Raw genomic sequence first — 16,222 nt, forward strand, 5'->3', positions numbered from 1 at the left:
GGGCGCAAACGATGCTCATGCTCCTTGCAAAGTGATCGCCGCATCCTCCATGGCGCGGCTGGCCTCCGTCTCGTCATTCACCACCTGCGTGGCGCCCAGGCGCTTCAGCCGCTCCACGTCTGAGTTAAACCGGGCGCGGGCCAGCACGGAAATGTCCGGACGGTGTTCGCGGATCATCGCGAGAGCCTGCGCATTGACCGTGGCGTCCGGGAAGGTCAGGGCGACCATGCGCGCATGCTTCAGCTGCGTGAGCTCCCAGGTTTCCTGATGGCTCGCGTCCGCAAACAGCACGGCCTGGCCCTGCCGCTTGAGTTTTTGCACAGTCTCGGCGTTCAGTTCGACGACAAGCGTGCGCACACCGGAGTCTAACAGCGCTTTGTTGAGCTTCTCACCCACAGGGCCATGGCCGCAGATGATGGCATGGTCCGTGAGGCCGCTGATTCTCTGGCGCAGATTGCCGGCATCCATCTTGACCGGCTTGCCGCGGCCCCAGCCGCGCTTCACCAGCCAGTCGCCGAGAGGAATGCCAAACTTCAGCAGAGCGGGCAGCAGTCCCATGGAAAGCGCACTCGCGGCCAGCAGCGTCTGCTGCGTGGCGTTGCTCCAAAGATGTGCGCCGCCCGCGTTTTGCAGCAGCACGAGCGAAAACTCCCCCGCGCTGCACAGGCCTATCCCCGCCATGAGCGCCTGCTTCTGCGCCAGACCGAGACGCCTTGCGATGGCCGTGATCATCCCTGCCTTCACGAGCATCAGCGCCGCCGTGATCAGGCAGATGGGCAGCCACAGAACCATGGCGGCTTTAACGTCAATCATGAGGCCCACAGACACAAAGAACAGCGTGAGAAAGAGGTCTTTGAGCGGCATCACATCCGCCAGAATGCGGTGCTTGAAAATGGATTCGCTGACGGCCAGTCCCGCAACAAAGGCGCCCAGGGCAAGCCCGAGGCCGAGCAGCCCCCCGATGAAGGCCAGTCCAACACAGCTGCCGATGACTGTCAGTGTGAAAAGTTCTCGGCTGCGTGTCCTCGTCACCGCGTTCAGGAGCCACGGGATGATCCATCGCGCGGCCACTCCCGCCAGAATCACAAAAGCACCGCCGCGCAAAACCAGAGAGCCCAGCCGCGGCATCAGCGCTGTGGCTTCTCCCTCATGTGGCAGCAGCAGCGGCAGAAACAGGAAGAAGACGATGATGAAAAGGTCCTGAAAAATCGCCACGGCCAGAGCCATGCGGGCTCCCGGACTTGCCTCGAGTTCGAGATCCTGAAAGCTCTTCAAGCTGACTGCGGTGGAGCTCAGTGAAAGCGCGACCGCAAGAATGACCGCTCCCTGCCACGAAGTGGAATGCAACGCGCTTGAAACCGCCGCCACCACGAGCGCGCACAATCCCATCTGCCAGCCTCCACCCACAAAGGCGAGGCGGCGCAGAAAGCGCAGCTCTCCCAGGGAAAACTCGAGTCCCAGGGTGAACATGAGCAGCACCACTCCAAACTCCGCCATCTGCGAGACCTGCACGTGCGACTCACCCCCGCCCAGCCATCCCAAGATTCCTGAATTCGCAATCAGCACTCCACAGATGAAATACCCTGCCAGCATTGACTGCCGCAGCTTCAGCAGCAGAAGCGAAACCAGCACCACGCCGGCAAGCATCAGCGCCAGCAGCGCAAACAGCGGCGGAATGGCGGACGCGGCGATGGTGACGGTTTGAAGCATGCAGGAGTTTTCCTTCGGCCCTTAGTTTTCATAGATCAAGCGCCTGCTGCCTGCATGATCCGATTTTGTGGCGGCGCCATGACAAAAAAATCAGGTTGCCCATGCTTCCTGCTACGATAACCAGCCATACTTCATGTCTGTTGATCGCATTCATAAAAAAGCTTTGGAATTGGTTCTTTCTGAACCCCGCTGCCACCAGTGGAAACATCATCTGGACATCGGCGCAGGTCATGGCGGGCTGATCAAGCGGGTCAAAGCGGCCTTGAAGGTCCAGTCGAGTGTCTGCGACTACACCGATGCCCTGATGAAACTGCCCGATCAAAAGGTGGACATCGCCAATCTCAACGTTGAGCCGCTGCCCTATCCCGACGCCACCTTTGACCTCGTCACGGCCACGGAGGTGATCGAGCATTTGGAAGACTACCGCCAGGTATTGCGGGAGATTTACCGCGTGCTGAAACCCGGTGGCGTTTGTATTTTGAGCACCCCAAACATCTTAAATCTCAATTCGCGCCTGCGGTTTCTCTGGTTTGGGTTTTGGAATCTGTTCGGTCCGCTGCCAGTGAAAAACAGCGCGCTTTATTCCACCGGCGGTCACATCAACCCGGTCTCTTGGTTTTATGTGGCGCACTCCCTGCTGGATGCCGGTTTTGCAGACGTGTCTCCGCACATTGACCACCGTCAGCGCTCCGGCATGGCGAAGCTTGTCTTTTGGTATCCTCTGATCATGCTCATGGGTGGCCGGGCCTTATACAAGGAGCGCCATCGCGTTAAAACTTTAGACGAGGCCAATGAACCCTTGGTCCGTGCCATGAACAGCATGGACCTGCTGCTCGGCCGCACCATCATCACCTTGTCTCACAAGGCGGCGTAGGGCTTCAGGCCTGCCGCTGCTCTTCGCTGCTGAACTGCAGGTTGTAGAGGTTTTGGTAGATCGCATTGCGGCTCAGAAGCTCTGCATGCGGGCCGCGGTCCACGATGCGGCCCTGATCCATGACGACGATCTGGTCTGCTTCGAGGATGGTGGAGAGACGATGTGCGATGGCCACCACCGTCTTGCCTTCGGAAAGGGTGTGGATGGCATCCTGCACGATCTTTTCGCTCTCGGTGTCGAGCGCGGAGTAGGCTTCATCCAGCAGCAGAACCGGAGCGTCACGCAGGACGGCGCGCGCGATGGAAATACGCTGACGCTGCCCGCCGGAAAGATTGCAGCCCCCCTCGCCAACCACGGCATCGTAGCCGTTGCTGATCTGTTCGATGAATTCATGCGCATGCGCCTTTTTCGCTGCGGCGATGATCTCGGCCTCGGTGGCGTCCAGCCTGCCGTAGCGGATGTTTTCGCGGATGGTGTCGTGGAAGAGGAAGGTGTCCTGGCTGACCATGCCGATGTTCGCACGGAGGGAGTGCTGCGTGCAGGTACGGATGTCCTTGCCGTCCAGCAGCACGGCGCCCTGGTCCGGATCGTAGAAGCGCAGCAGCAGGGAGAAGAGCGTGCTCTTGCCCGCGCCGCTTCGGCCCACGAAGGCATAGAATTTGCCCGGTTCGAGCTGGAGATTGATGTTCTGCACGGCGGGCACGTCTTTTTTGACGTCGTCCTTGTCGCGGTAAAAGAATGTGATGTCTTTGAAGGTCACCGCGCCAGATGTCCTGCCGAGAGCGGTGGCGCCCGGCGCATCCTGGATGTCTGGCTGGCGGTCAAGGATTTCAAACACCATGCCGGCGGCGACGGTGGTCTTTTGGAGAAAGAGCTGCACCTTGCTGAGTTCCTTCAGCGGCGGATAGATCTGCGTGAGCGCCATCACCAGCAGGAAGAACGTCTGGGCTTCGATGCCACGGTCCCAGGCATAGATCAGCCCCGCGGCGATGCCCAGTGAGGCCACAGTTTCCACGATCGGGCCGATGAGTTCCAGCGCCTTGGCCCATTTGACCATGTTCTTGGTCATGCTTGCGTTGGAGCGGTCAAAGCGCTGCATCTCGTGGTCCTCGCGCCCATAGGCCTTTACCAGACGGATTCCGGCGAAGGACTCCTGCATGGAGGCCATTAGGGCGCGGGAGTCATATTCCTCCTTGGCACCCACCTTGCGCACGCGTTTGCCCAGCCGGATGATCGGGTACAGGCACGCGGGAAAAATGACCAGGGACATCAGGGTGAAAAACCAGTCCATGGCAAACAGAGGAATCAGAGTGCCCAGGATCGCCACCGGGCGCTGCGCCAGCGTCTGGATCAGCAGCATGGCATTGCGCTGCACCACTCCCGTCTGGCTGATCACGGTCTGCATGAGCTCACCGGTGCGGGCGTTGTTAAAATAGCCCGGTGACTGACGGATGATGCTGCGGAAAGCGTCGTTGCGGATCTGATACACCACCTTGCTGGTGACCCAGGCCTGCATGTAACTGGAGAGATACCCCAGAAAACCACGAATAAAGATAAGCGCCGGAATGAAGGCGCAGGCAAAGGCGACTCCCGTCATGCCCACCGGCGTGTCTGAGGACACACCGAGGATTTGCGCTGGATTGATCGCGCCGATGACCGGCAGGGGGATGTCTTCGCCCAGAGTGGTGGTTTTACCCTTGAGAACCAGTGAGAAAATGAGCTGAAAGCCAATGATCATCACCCCATAAAACAGGCCGCTCAGGATGCCCAGCACCGTGCTCAGGATGAAGCGCCCTTTGTAAGGAAGCACGTACTTCCAGATGGCCCTGAGAGTTTGCACCACCATCGCTCGCAGTTCGGGATCGGCGAGATTGATTTTGGCTGGAGGTTTGGGAGCGGAAGGTTGGGACATGAAAATGACGGAACCCGATCAGTGCCGCAGCATCACCATTCTCACAACTGGGAAGTCATCAACCCAGGTGCTGATGATAGATGGCCTCCAGGCGGTCCAGCATGTTTTCCAGGCTGTGCTCGCGTTCGATGAAGCGGCGTCCCTCGGCGCACAAGGCCTGCGTTTTTTCACGCTGCTCCAGAGTGTCGCGGATGGCCTGCGCCAGAGCGGCAGGATCCTTCATGGGGACCAGGCGGCCGGTCTCCCCGTCTTTGATGATGCTGGGAATGCCGCCAATGTTGCTGGCCACCACAGGCACGCCGGTTGCCAGGGCCTGCAGTCCCGACTGCGGGATGGCTTCATGAAAGGAGGGGATTGCCACGATGTCGAACGCACGCATGATGTCAGGCACATCCTCGCGGTGTCCGGTAAGGGTGAAAAGATCCTGCACCCCAAGCTTTTGAACCGCCTCCTCCAGATGGGCGCGCCAGGGGCCGTCCCCGACAATGACGCAGTGGATGCGTAGCCCCTGCTCCCGCAGCAGCCCTGCGGCTTCAGCGAGAATTTGCGTCCCCTTGGCGTAGCGGATGACAGTGATCATGCCGACGAGCGGCGTACCAGCAGGAAGTGCCGGCAGCGGCAGCGCCGCCCGGGGCCCGTCTGGTCGGAAGCGCTGCAGATCCACCCCGGTGGGAATTGTGCATACCTCCGAAGGGTCGAGGTCAAAGGTGGTCACCAGCGTGTCGGTGATCTTTGGACTGGTGGTGATGATGTGGTGGCTCCACTCCTTGTACATCAGGCGGCTGAGCGACTTGTTGGGAATCGGCACGTCAAAATGGCGGCTGCGGATGATCAGCGGCACCCGTGCGATGCGCGCTGCCAAAGTCAGCAGCCACCCGTCCCGCGAGCTGTGCGGGTTGACGATCTCAATCCGGTGCTTTTTCAGCCACCTCGCCATTCGCATCACGTGAAGCGGCAGCAGATAGCGCTGATTGAAGTACTGGGCCCGTACTGGAATCCCCGCCTCTGCGGCGCGCTGATAAAGCTGGCTGTTTGGAGGAGCCACCAGCCAGACCTCGCTGCCCCGGCCGCGAAATCCCTTCATCTCGGCCAGAATGCGGTGCTCCTGCCCTCCCCAGCCGAGGGAGGCTTCAGAGTGGGCGATGCGCCAGATGCGTTTGGTGGGGATAGAGTCTGCCATGGAGTCCGCACTGCTCTATTGGCCCAAGCAGCGCCGAACTAAACCTTTTTTTGACCGCAAGTTTAAGGGCCGCCGCCCGACGGTGGAGGTTGCGGGTTAGATTTATTTGAAATGGAGCAGGGTATCGGCGGCGACGCGCCAGATCCCTAACCGGGTGTCTTGTTAAGTCGGGAGGCTCCCGATCAAGATTTCCCGGTCAGTGGCCACGGCACATTCCACCTCACGACCTTTTAACATATATAATATCTAAAAATAAGTTGCATATAATTGTAGCGGAGGATTCTTCATTCATTGGGACGAAGCTCCTTTTATGGAAAAAAGTTCTGGCAAGGCTCCTGCCTTGCCGTCATATCCAATTTTTTCTTCACACCTCCGACCCTTTACATGACGTCATCGACCATCGGTATCATTGGCTTGGGCTATGTGGGCCTGCCCTTGAGCCTTCAGTTTGCCCGCACGGGCAGCACCGTGCTGGGATTCGACATCGATCCTGCCAAAATCAACAGCCTGGAAGCGGGAGAAAGCTACATTCTGCACATCACGGCTGAGTCTGTGAAGGCACAGCGGGATGCTGGACGCTTCTCCGCCACCACAGATTTCGCACGGGTGAAGGAATGCGAGGCCATCATCATCTGCGTGCCCACCCCGCTGGCAAAGCACCGTGACCCCGACCTGACTTACGTTCTGAACACCGGCAAGGCTATCGCCCCTCATCTGCAGAGCGGGCAGCTCGTAGTGCTGGAGTCCACCACCTATCCGGGCACCACGGACACCGAGCTCCGTGAGGTGCTTGAGGCGGGTTCGAACCTCAAGGCGGGTGTGGATTTCCACCTGGCATTCTCTCCTGAGCGCGAAGACCCCGGCAATCCGCAGAGCGATGTGGCGCTGATTCCAAAAGTCGTGGGCGGTCTCACGCCGGAATGCCGGAAGCACGCCATGGAGGTTTACGGACGTGCAATTAAGACTTTGGTTCCGGTGGAGTCCTGCCGTGTGGCCGAGGCCGTGAAGCTGACCGAAAACATCTTCCGTGCGGTGAACATCGCCATGGTGAACGAACTCAAGGTCGTCTATGCCGCCATGGGAATCGACATCTGGGATGTCATCGAGGCGGCGAAGACCAAGCCCTTCGGCTTCATGCCCTTCTATCCTGGACCCGGCCTCGGCGGACATTGCATCCCCATCGATCCTTTCTACCTCACCTGGAAGGCGCGCGAGTACGGCCAGGAGACGCGTTTCATCGAGCTTGCTGGAGAGGTGAACACCGCCATGCCCTCCTACGTGATCAAACGTGTCGGCGAGGCGCTTTCCTCCCTCCATCTGACCATCAGGGACAGCCGCATCCTCATGATCGGCATCGCCTACAAGTCCAATGTGGACGATGACCGCGAAAGCCCTGCCTACGTGCTCTGGGAGCTTCTGGAGCAGCAGGGCGCGGAAGTGGACTACCATGATCCCCACGTTCCCGTGATCCGCCCCTCGCGCGAGCACGCGCACTTTGCCGGAAGGAAAAGCGTGGCGCTCACCGCGGCCGCTCTTTCTGAATACGATCTCGTTCTGGTGGCCACCAATCACAAGGCGGTGGATGTGGCCCTCGTGGCCGAGCATTCCCGGCTGGTGGTGGACTCCCGCAATGCGCTCAGTGCCTTGATGAAGGGCAAACCCAATTATTTCAAAGCATGAAGGCTCTCGTTACTGGTGGTGCAGGTTTTATCGGTTCCCATATCACGGAGGCCCTCTGCCGCAAAGGCGCGGAGGTCATCGTGCTGGACAACCTCTCGCTCGGCAATCCGAAGAACCTCGATTGGAAAAAGCCCGGAGACAAAGTCGATCTCGTCGAGGGAGACATTCGCGACTGCGAATTGCTGGCCAGGCTGATGCCCGGCGTTGACTGGGTCTTCCACCAAGGCGCTTTGCCTTCGGTGCCTCGCTCCGTGGCCGAGCCTCTGGAAAGCAATGCGCAAAACCTCGACGGCACTCTGAATGTCCTGCTCGCCGCCCGGGATGCCGGCGTGAAACGCCTGATGTTTGCCTCTTCGTCCTCCATTTACGGCAACTCCGACGCGCCATCAAAATCCGAAGGACTGCCCGTGCAGCCGCTGTCTCCTTACGCGCTGCAAAAGTACGGTGGCGAGCGTTACTGCCAGCTCTTCTACCAGCTTTACGGCTTTGAAGCCATCGCGCTGCGCTACTTCAACATCTTCGGCCCCCGGCAGGCCTTTGATTCGCCGTATTCCGGCGTGATCGCGAAGTTCTGCACCTTCATGCTCGAAGGCAAAGCCCCCGTCATTTTCGGCGATGGCAGCCAGGCGCGTGATTTCACCTTTGTGGACAACGCTGTCTCCGCCAATTTGCTGGCCGCCGAAGCCCCTGCTGAGAAGGCTGCGGGCAAAGTCTTCAACGTGGCCACCGGGCACTCGATCGACCTCATCCGCTTGGTGAAGGACATCAACAAGCTCACCGGCCAGGATCTGCAGCCGCGCTTTGAGCCTGCACGCGTCGGGGATGTGCTGAACTCGCTGGCAGACATCAGCGCTGCGCGCGAAGGCCTGGGTTACGAGGTGAAAGTCTCCTGGGAAGAAGGACTGCGCCAGACGCTGGAGTTTTACCGCCAAGGCCAGGCTGGGTGATCGCAGCCGCTGTTTTCTTTCATGCCCCAACCTCGCGACATCAACGACCTCTGGCAGAATCCCGCTGCGCCAAGCTTCATCATCGCTGAAGTCGCCCAGGCCCACGATGGCAGCCTGGGAACGGCGCACGCCTACATCGATGCCGTGGCCGCCACGGGGGCGGATGCAGTCAAATTTCAGACCCACATCGCCGCAGAGGAAAGCTCCGAGCTGGACACCTGGCGCGTGAAATTCAGCAAGCAGGACGCCACCCGCTACGACTACTGGAAGCGCATGGAGTTCACCGAACCGCAGTGGATCGAACTCAAGCAGCATGCCGAAGAAAAAGGCCTCGTGTTTCTCTCTTCGCCTTTCTCGCTCGCCGCCATCCGCATGCTGGAGCGCCTCGGCATGTCCGCGTGGAAGGTCGCATCTGGTGAAGTGACCAACCGCCTGTTTCTCGATGCCATGATCGATACGGGCAAGCCCGTGCTCGTTTCCAGCGGAATGAGCTATTTGGAGGAAATGGACGCCACCGTAGCGCATTTGAAGGCAGCAGGATCCTCCGTGGCGGTGTTTCAGTGCACCACTGCCTATCCATGCCCCCCTGAGAAAATCGGACTCAATCAGATCACCGAACTGGCACAGCGCTACGGCTGTCCGGTCGGTTTGTCCGATCACTCCGGCACGCCATACCCTTCGTTGGCCGCAGTCACGCTTGGAGCAAAACTGATCGAAGTGCACATCACCTTCAGCCGCGAGATGTTCGGGCCGGATGTGTCTGCCTCGCTTACGACCGACGAGTTTAAGCAAATGGTGGCAGGCGTGCGCAGCATCGAGATGATGAAGGCGAATCCTTTTCCCAAAGACTCGGTCGCGGAAGCGCTGGAACCGCTGCGCCGCATGTTCGGCCAGAGCCTTGTGGCCGCGACAGATCTCTCGGCAGGCACGCTGATCACGCGCGAAAACCTCTCCTGCCGCAAACCGTGTCACGGCATCCCGGCAGCTGATTACACTTCAATTCTCGGCAAGAAGCTCAAGCATGCCGTCAAGTCCGCCCAATTCCTGCAGCTGGAAGACTTCGAGTGATGAACCTGATTCTAATTGTCGATACGGTGCAGTTTTACCGGGATGTGTTTCGCAGCCGGTTGCTTGAAGAACTGCTCGCAGACGGCACCACACGCCTGACCGTCTATTGCACCTTTAATCTGGAAGCGACGGCGAAGGAGTTTCATCATGAGCGCATGCGCATCGTTGCGCTGAAACGCAAAAAACCGACCTGGTTTTCCTCGCTGCTCTTTTCCTGGGCCAAGGATTTGTGGACCGTCGAGCAGCCGGACAGCAGCTTCACGCAGAAGCGCATGGTGGAAGCGCTGGCCAGAAAAAGGAAGAACCTGGACTTTCGTCTCGGCATCGCACGCCTGGCGGTGAAAATGGGCCTCACCTCCCAAGGCATCATCCGCTTCATGGAACGCTTTGGTCATGACGCCGATTTTGAGAAGCTCATTCGCGAAGTGAAGCCGGATGCCGTGGTGTTTGCCAACATGATTCCCTCCGACTTGGAGTGCCTTAAGGAAGCACGACGGCACAAAATTCCGCTCATTCTCGCCGTGGCCAGCTGGGACAACCCCACCTCCAAAGGGCCGCTCACCGTCATTCCGGACTACACACTGGTCTGGTCCACCGAGATGAAGGGGGAGATGGCACAGTGCCATGGCATGCCGGCGGACAGCATGTCCATCGTGGGCGTCATCTATTTTGAAAACTACTTCTCACCCGAGAAGCTGATGCCGCGTGAGAAATTCTGTGAACAACTTGGCATTTCGCCGCAGACGAAGATCATCCAGTTTGCCACCGGGGACAGCGCCGTCATCCGCTGCAACCAGCCCTTTGTGCGCTTATTGCAGCACATTGTTGGAGAACAGCCCTTTGAGCATCCCTGTCACCTTCTGGTGCGGGTGAGTCCGAAAGACATCTACACTCTGTACAAAGAGTTTGAAGGACTGCCGCATACCACGATTCAATACCCATTGGGGGAAGGGGCTGCCTACGGACGCCATTCTTGGATTCCCTTGGCAGAAGAAGACTACGAACGGGCTTCTACCTTGAAAAATACGGATGTGCTGCTGACGAGCGGTTCATCCATCATTCTTGATGCGGCTTGCTTCGACGTGCCGGTGGTGAACCTCGCGTATGATTGCGGCCTTGATCTGCCGCCGTGGTTGTCGGTGGTGCGGTTTTTCAAGTATGTGCATGCACAGCCGGTCATCCAGGAAGATGCGACGTGGATGGTGCATAATGACGAAGATCTGCGCGAAGCGTTGAAGGAATGCGTCAATCATCCCGAAAAACGCAGGGAAGAGCGCCGCCGCTTATTGGAACGCGCGGTGACGCATACGGATGGGCAGACCTGCAAAAGGTGGCGAGAAGCTGTCACAGGTTACCTGGCGGCGGGTGCGCCGAGGCGTTAGGCCGGCTTCTTGAGGGTGGCGTAGAGGTAGTCGCTGGCGCCCTGGGAGATGAGGGATTCGCGCCAGGCGGCGTTCAGGGCGGGGTCGAAGGGGATCTTGGCGTTGCCGGTGGGGCGTTTGTCGCGCATCCAGACCATGGCGTTTGAGAGGTCAAAACGGTGGTCAAAAACGACGACTTGTGTGTCGAATCCGGCAATGGAGGCGAGTTTTTGAAGGGCGGTGGCGGTGAAGTACCAGAGGTGGACTTTGCGGTAAAAGAAGGCGGCGTAGTCGGGGCTGTTGGCGACCATCCAGTCGTCGGCATTCGGGGTGCTCAGGGACAGGGTGCCGCCGGGTTTGAGGAGGCGGTGGATGTCCTGGAGGAATTTGAGCGGGTCTTCGACGTGCTCGAGGACGCTGTAACTGACGGCGGCATCGACGGTGGTTTCGGCGGGGACATCCTGGGCCCAGGTATAGACTTCATGGCCGCGCTGGCGGAGGGAGTCGTGGTAGCATTGATTGGGTTCAATGGCGATGGTCTTGGTGGCGATGCCTTTGACGAGATCGAGGAAGGGGCCGGCTCCGCAGCCGATGTCGGCGACGGTTTTGCCGCGCAGGTTGTGCATGCCAATGAGATCGAGGCGGTGGGGCTGGTCGTTGTCGTTGACTTTGAAGTAGGCGTCTGCGGCGTTGCCCTGACTGAGATCGTCGCGGTATTCGCCGGACTTGTAGTAGGCCTCGATGTCGGCCATCACGGGGGGCAGATGGCGGGCGCCACAGCCGGCGCATTCCCAGATGTCGAGGTCTTCGGGAGACTTCTTGCCAAAGGAGCCCATGCGGATGGAGCCGTGATAGCAGCTGCTCCATGAGGTGGCGTTGCAGATGGGGCAGGGGGTGTTCATGCTTGGCGTTTGACGTAGTGAAGCTGCTTCTGGGCGTAGGGTGTGAGCTTGGCGACCTGGGCGGCGATGCGTGCGGCCACGCCGGGGCCACCATAGAGATCGGAGGCTTCGTAGCGGCCGTGGGCGAGTTGATTGCGCGTGGCGGCTTCGATTTCGGGCTGCAATGGCTCCACGCGGATGACGGAGGGGGACCACTCGCGGCCGTCCTGGCGGGAGCCGACGAGGACGACGGGGGTGCCGAAGAAGGAGGTCTCGCGAACGAAGGAGGAGGAGTTGCCGATGCAGCAGGCGGCGTGGTTGAGCAGCGGGATGTAGATGTCCGGCGGCAGGTTCTTGTAGGCATGCAGCGGGAACTCGTGATGGAATTCGCGGAAGCGGCGGATTGCCTGAGAGACGAGGTCGGAACCGGCGTCGATGTTGGGCCAGAGGAGGACGGTCTGGATGTTGAGGCGGCGGACGGTTTCGAGAACGGCCTCCATCTGCTCTTCCTGGTGGCCGATGTCGGTGGTCACGGGATGGAAAAGGACGAGGAGGTAGGGCTTGGAGAAATCAATCGAGGTACCGACGCCGAGACGGCCGAGCACGTCCTGCGGGAGATCGTTGGATGCGGCCAATACCACGTCGCTGGTGGGGCAGCCGAGGGGGAAGACGGTGTCCGGGTCTTCACCCATGGCGACGATGTAATCCGCGGCGCGCTTGGTGGCGGGGAAGTGGTAGTGCGCCAGCTTGGTGATGGCGTGGCGGGTGGATTCGTCGATGGAGCCGGAGATTTCGCCACCTTGAAGGTGGATGAGGCAGATGTTTTGATAGGCAGCGGCGATGGCGGCGGCCATGGCTTCGTAGCGGTCGCCGATCATGAGCACGAAGTCGGGCTTCATGCGGTTGAACTCGGAGGCGAACTCGATGACGGCGAGGCCGATGGATTTCACCATCGTGATGGGCACGGAGCCTTCGAGCTGGAGATAGACTTCGGCATCGATGGGGAAGCCGTCGGCCTCCACCACATTGCGGGCGCAGCCGTAGCGGTCCAGCAGCATGGATCCGGCGCAGATGGTCTGCATGTCCACGTCAGGCTCCTGCTTCAACGCCTGCATGACGGGCTTCATGCGCGCGTAGTTTGCGCGGTTGACCAGGACGACGGCGATTTTCTTTTTCATGCAGATGCGTGTTTATAGCCGACGGGCAGGTGGCGTGTCTCGGCATAATAACGGGCCAGTTCGATTTCCTCCGGCTCGTCGATGTTGATGAGCAGGCGCTCCACCAAGTGGGCGCGGGTGCCTGTGGTGAAGATCTTCTGCTCATCCATGAGGCAGGAGCGGCTGAGGGCGTAGGCGGCGCCGTTGCGGTAGAACAAAGGCTCCAAAGACTGGCGCTGTTTGACGCCAGCACCGGCTTCATTGTAGAAGGTGATGACGTCGTCGCTGCTGACACGCAGGACTTTGTGCGGATGGAATTTGGTATCCACACGGCTCACGGTTACAGCGGAGCCTGCATCTGTTTCTGCCAGCAGGTCCATGACGCCATTGACGTCTTCAGGCTGGCGGAAGGGGCAGGTGGGTTCGACGATGAGGACGACGTCGTAGGTGACGCCGTCGATGCGCTCCATTTCAGTGACGGCATGGCAGAGGGTTTCGACGGCACCGGCGGTGTCGGAGCTGAGTTCGGGGGGACGGAGGAATGGGGCATGGAGTCCGTGTTTGCGGCCTTCTTCGGCGTAGCGTTCGGAGTCGGTGGAAATGATGCGGCGGTCGATCCAGTCGCAGGCGGGTGAGTTGAGCACTTCGCCGACAAGGGCGATAAGCGACCTGCCTGCGATCTGTTGCATGTTTTTGTCCGGGATGCCCTTGCTGCCTGCACGGGCGGGCACCACGGCGAGGATGCGACGTCCGTGTTTCATGGGAGAACTCGGATGGACTGGCCGCTGGCGGAGCTTTGACGGCAGGCGTCCACGACTTCGAGGGCGGCGATGCCATCCTCAAGGGAGCAGGACGGGGCGTTGCGGATGCCACGGATGAGATCCAGCAGTTCGATGGCGGCACCGATGAACATTTCATTGCGCTCGCAGGTGAAGACCTGGTCTGCCCAATTCAATTCGCCGGTGCGTGAGAGCTTCACGGCGTTCTCTTCGTAGGACCACATCAGCGTACCGGTCTCGCCCACGGCGATGATGTGGCGCTGATGCGGACGGCCGATGAGGTCGAGGTGGAGATTGGCCTTCATGCCATTGCTGAAGGAGGCGATGACATCGACGTTGTCATCGGCGCTGATGTCGAGATCGGAGATCTTATCGACGGAGGCCATGACGGACTGTGGTTTGCCGGAGATCCAGAGGAGGAGGTCGAGGAAGTGGCTTTCATCGAGCAATGCGCCGCCGCCTTGCTCCTTGTTGGCCATGAAGAAGTCCTGGTAGCGCTCCCAAGGGTGCCAGTCGGCGAGATGGGCGCTCATGACGAAACGGATGTGACGCACCGCGCCGATTTCACCGCTTTGCAGACGGCGGCGGAACTCCGCCACTGGGGGCCACCAGCGGTAAGTGTAGCCGAGCAGGACTTTGGCACCGGCGGCTTCAAGACGGCGGCAGCTTGCGGCATTAATGCTCAGCGGCTTTTCGCAGAGAATCCAACGCCCCGTGGCACCTGCGGCGATGATTTGATCGACGTGAAAGGATGGAGGCGAGGCGATGACAAAGCCGTCATAGACGGTGGCTGCGAGTGCTTCGTTGAGATCGCTGAAAGTGGACTCAAGCGGGCCTTCGGCGGCTGCTTCTTCCTGGCGGTCGGCGCGCGGATCGAAGCCGCTGACGGTGCAGCCGAGGGCGCGCAGATTGCGGGCATGGCGTTTCCCGGCGGAGCCGAGACCAATGACGAGAAGGTGAAGGTTGGGGGCGCTCATCGAAGCTGTTCAGTCATATCCACGTAAATGTCCGGCGCGAGGTGATACTCGATCAGGGCGGGTGGGTTGCCTGCGTGCTGCCATTGCTGGATGGCAGAGTCAAGCGCGACTGTGGTCGGTGCGTCCCAGGTGGCGAGGCCCATGGCCTCGGCGACGCGGAGGAGACGATGATCTGGCAGGGTCAGGGGCTGCTGGGACCAGCCCAGCTTGCGCGCACGACCGCGAATGCTGCCCAGGTAGCCATCGCGCATGACGAGGACGAGGAGAGGCAGCTTTAAATCCACCGCGAGGGAGAGTTCCGCGAGGTTGGCGCGGATGCCGCCATCGCCGATCCACAACACGGAGGCTTTGGGCACACGTGCCAGGGCAGTGCCGAGGGCGTAGCCGACGCCTGCGCCGAGGTATCGGCCATTGGGGGTGCCGGTGAGATCGAGGTGATGCTGCACGCGGAGGAAGTGCTCGGCCCAGACGGTGAAGTTGCCGGTATCGACGATGTGGGCCGCGTCTGGCAGGCGTTCGGAGACTGCACGCATGGCGGTGCGTGGGGAGTCGTCCCAGCCGGCCATGGCGTTGTCCAGCACGGCATGGGCGGTGATGGTCGCTTCGATGCCCCAGCTTTTTTGCCGCAAGGCACCGAAGAGTTCGGTGGCATCGGCATCGCTCAAAGCGCTGGCACGGGTGCCGAAGACATTGTCAGGGAAGACGCGGGACTCATGGAGACCGGGGGCGTCAAACCAGAGGGTGTTGGCATGCGGCGGGGAAGGGGAGAGCATCTCGCCGCTGCGGACGCCGAGGCAGATCAGAAGATCGGCCTGCGGGAGGAGCGTTTTTTCGGGCGTGTTGGGTTTGCCATCGCCGGTGCAGATGCCTGCGCAGTGAGGCAGGTGCTCGGACAGTGCTCCTTTGGCGGCGGCGGTGGTGAAGACGGGGATTTGCAACGCGGCAAGGCGTGCGCTCCAGGCGCTGCGCGTGGCCCAGGTGCCCACGAGCAGCGCAGGGCACGAGGCGGCAGCGAGCTGCTTGCGCCAGTCGGGCTGCGTGGGGTTCACCATGCTGCGTGGCAATTCTTGAACGGATTCGGTGCGCGGGACCAGATCTGTATGCACCGGGCCGGGGCATTCTTGGGTGGCTTCGGACCACAAGGACTCCACCGCACCGTGGATTTCGCTGAAGCCATGGATGCCGCGCAGAAAGGAGGAGGCGACGTCGAGATGGTTCAGCCATTTGTGCCTGCGACCGGTGGATTCATCCGGCGGATAGGCCTCGGAGATGGAGAGGCAGGGATAGCCCTCGTAGCTGTTGCACAGCAGGCCGGGGGAGAGGTTCATGAAGCCCGGGCCTTTGATGGTGACGCAGGCGGCGGGCTTGCCTGTCTGCCGTGCATGAGCACCGGCCATCAAGGCGGCGACGGCTTCGTGACCCGTGGCGAGGAACGAGCCTCCGGCGGCTTCGATCTGAGTGATCAGCTCCAGGCTGGGGCCGCCACCGGGCACGCCAAAGACACGACGACCGCCAAGCGCGGCGAACTGCTGAGCAAAGGATTCATAGGCCATGCGGGGTCTGGGGGGCGGGGAAGGCGGAGGGTGAAAAGGGTGGGGGGACGTGATTCTTAATGGGGGGGCAAGAGGCTGTAAAGGGGGCTTGTGAGGGGCGTCGAGGTGCCGCGCCGCCGATTGCCCGAGTGCCACGTGATCGA

General features: G+C 60.5%; 12 protein-coding genes and 1 pseudogene. 5 read left to right on the plus strand and 8 right to left on the minus strand.

The genetic code is table 11. The features are described from left to right. Positions 1 to 15 precede the first annotated feature (15 nt). Entirely contained in the window at positions 16 to 1,710 is a 1,695-nt protein-coding gene (locus tag ACILSR_RS16185) for a cation:proton antiporter (RefSeq protein WP_395750829.1), read from the minus strand. 118 nt (positions 1,711 to 1,828) lie between these two features. Between ACILSR_RS16185 and ACILSR_RS16190 the strand changes: the two are divergent. Next, a pseudogene (locus ACILSR_RS16190) lies at positions 1,829 to 2,584 on the plus strand (class I SAM-dependent methyltransferase); the annotation flags it as partial. Between the two features lie 4 nt (positions 2,585 to 2,588). On the opposite strand, the gene ACILSR_RS16195 reads toward ACILSR_RS16190, so the two are convergent. Together ACILSR_RS16195 and ACILSR_RS16200 are read right to left on the minus strand one after the other, a co-directional pair. Beyond that, entirely contained in the window at positions 2,589 to 4,496 is a 1,908-nt protein-coding gene (locus ACILSR_RS16195) for an ABC transporter ATP-binding protein (protein WP_395750830.1), read from the minus strand. A 58-nt stretch (positions 4,497 to 4,554) separates the two neighbouring features. Further along, positions 4,555 to 5,676, minus strand: coding sequence for a glycosyltransferase (locus tag ACILSR_RS16200; RefSeq protein WP_395750831.1), 1,122 nt, complete (start codon positions 5,674 to 5,676; stop codon positions 4,555 to 4,557). Between the two features lie 384 nt (positions 5,677 to 6,060). Between ACILSR_RS16200 and ACILSR_RS16205 the strand changes: the two genes are divergently transcribed. Genes ACILSR_RS16205 through ACILSR_RS16220 form a run of 4 tightly spaced genes read left to right on the plus strand, consistent with a single transcriptional unit; the run spans position 6,061 to position 10,753 of the window. Next, positions 6,061 to 7,356 carry a nucleotide sugar dehydrogenase gene (locus ACILSR_RS16205; RefSeq protein ID WP_395750832.1) on the plus strand — a complete coding sequence of 432 codons (1,296 nt, stop codon included), beginning with the start codon at positions 6,061 to 6,063 and terminating at the stop codon, positions 7,354 to 7,356. After that, on the plus strand, positions 7,353 to 8,303 hold the full coding sequence (locus ACILSR_RS16210) for an SDR family oxidoreductase (RefSeq protein ID WP_395750833.1): 951 nt from the start codon (positions 7,353 to 7,355) through the stop codon (positions 8,301 to 8,303). Before ACILSR_RS16205 ends, ACILSR_RS16210 begins: the two co-directional genes overlap by 4 nt. A 21-nt stretch (positions 8,304 to 8,324) precedes the next feature. Further along, the gene (locus tag ACILSR_RS16215; protein ID WP_395750834.1) at positions 8,325 to 9,371 is read left to right on the plus strand and encodes an N-acetylneuraminate synthase family protein; all 1,047 of its coding nucleotides are present in this window, start codon (positions 8,325 to 8,327) and stop codon (positions 9,369 to 9,371) included. Further along, a complete protein-coding gene (locus tag ACILSR_RS16220) occupies positions 9,371 to 10,753 on the plus strand; it encodes a hypothetical protein (RefSeq protein ID WP_395750835.1) in 1,383 nt (460 codons plus the stop codon). The genes ACILSR_RS16215 and ACILSR_RS16220 overlap by 1 nt, the downstream gene beginning before the upstream one ends. On the opposite strand, the gene ACILSR_RS16225 is transcribed toward ACILSR_RS16220, so the two are convergent. From ACILSR_RS16225 to ACILSR_RS16245, 5 genes are read right to left on the minus strand one after another with little or no spacing between them, the layout of a single operon-like run. Beyond that, entirely contained in the window at positions 10,750 to 11,634 is an 885-nt protein-coding gene (locus ACILSR_RS16225) for a class I SAM-dependent methyltransferase (RefSeq protein WP_395750836.1), read from the minus strand. The two genes, ACILSR_RS16220 and ACILSR_RS16225, sit on opposite strands and share 4 nt — an antisense overlap. After that, positions 11,631 to 12,791: a UDP-N-acetylglucosamine 2-epimerase gene (gene neuC / locus ACILSR_RS16230; protein ID WP_395750837.1), complete on the minus strand. Its 1,161-nt coding sequence runs from the start codon at positions 12,789 to 12,791 to the stop codon at positions 11,631 to 11,633. The genes ACILSR_RS16225 and neuC overlap by 4 nt, the downstream gene beginning before the upstream one ends. Then, the gene (locus tag ACILSR_RS16235; RefSeq protein ID WP_395750838.1) at positions 12,788 to 13,531 is read right to left on the minus strand and encodes a cytidylyltransferase domain-containing protein; all 744 of its coding nucleotides are present in this window, start codon (positions 13,529 to 13,531) and stop codon (positions 12,788 to 12,790) included. The genes neuC and ACILSR_RS16235 overlap by 4 nt, the downstream gene beginning before the upstream one ends. Continuing rightward, positions 13,528 to 14,526: a Gfo/Idh/MocA family protein gene (locus ACILSR_RS16240; RefSeq protein ID WP_395750839.1), complete on the minus strand. Its 999-nt coding sequence runs from the start codon at positions 14,524 to 14,526 to the stop codon at positions 13,528 to 13,530. The genes ACILSR_RS16235 and ACILSR_RS16240 overlap by 4 nt, the downstream gene beginning before the upstream one ends. Continuing rightward, complete coding sequence (locus ACILSR_RS16245) at positions 14,523 to 16,079, minus strand: thiamine pyrophosphate-binding protein (RefSeq protein WP_395750840.1); 1,557 nt, start codon at positions 16,077 to 16,079, stop codon at positions 14,523 to 14,525. Before ACILSR_RS16245 ends, ACILSR_RS16240 begins: the two co-directional genes overlap by 4 nt. Positions 16,080 to 16,222 lie beyond the last annotated feature (143 nt).

This window comes from Prosthecobacter sp. (assembly GCF_044222565.1).
Classification (GTDB): domain Bacteria; phylum Verrucomicrobiota; class Verrucomicrobiia; order Verrucomicrobiales; family Verrucomicrobiaceae; genus Prosthecobacter.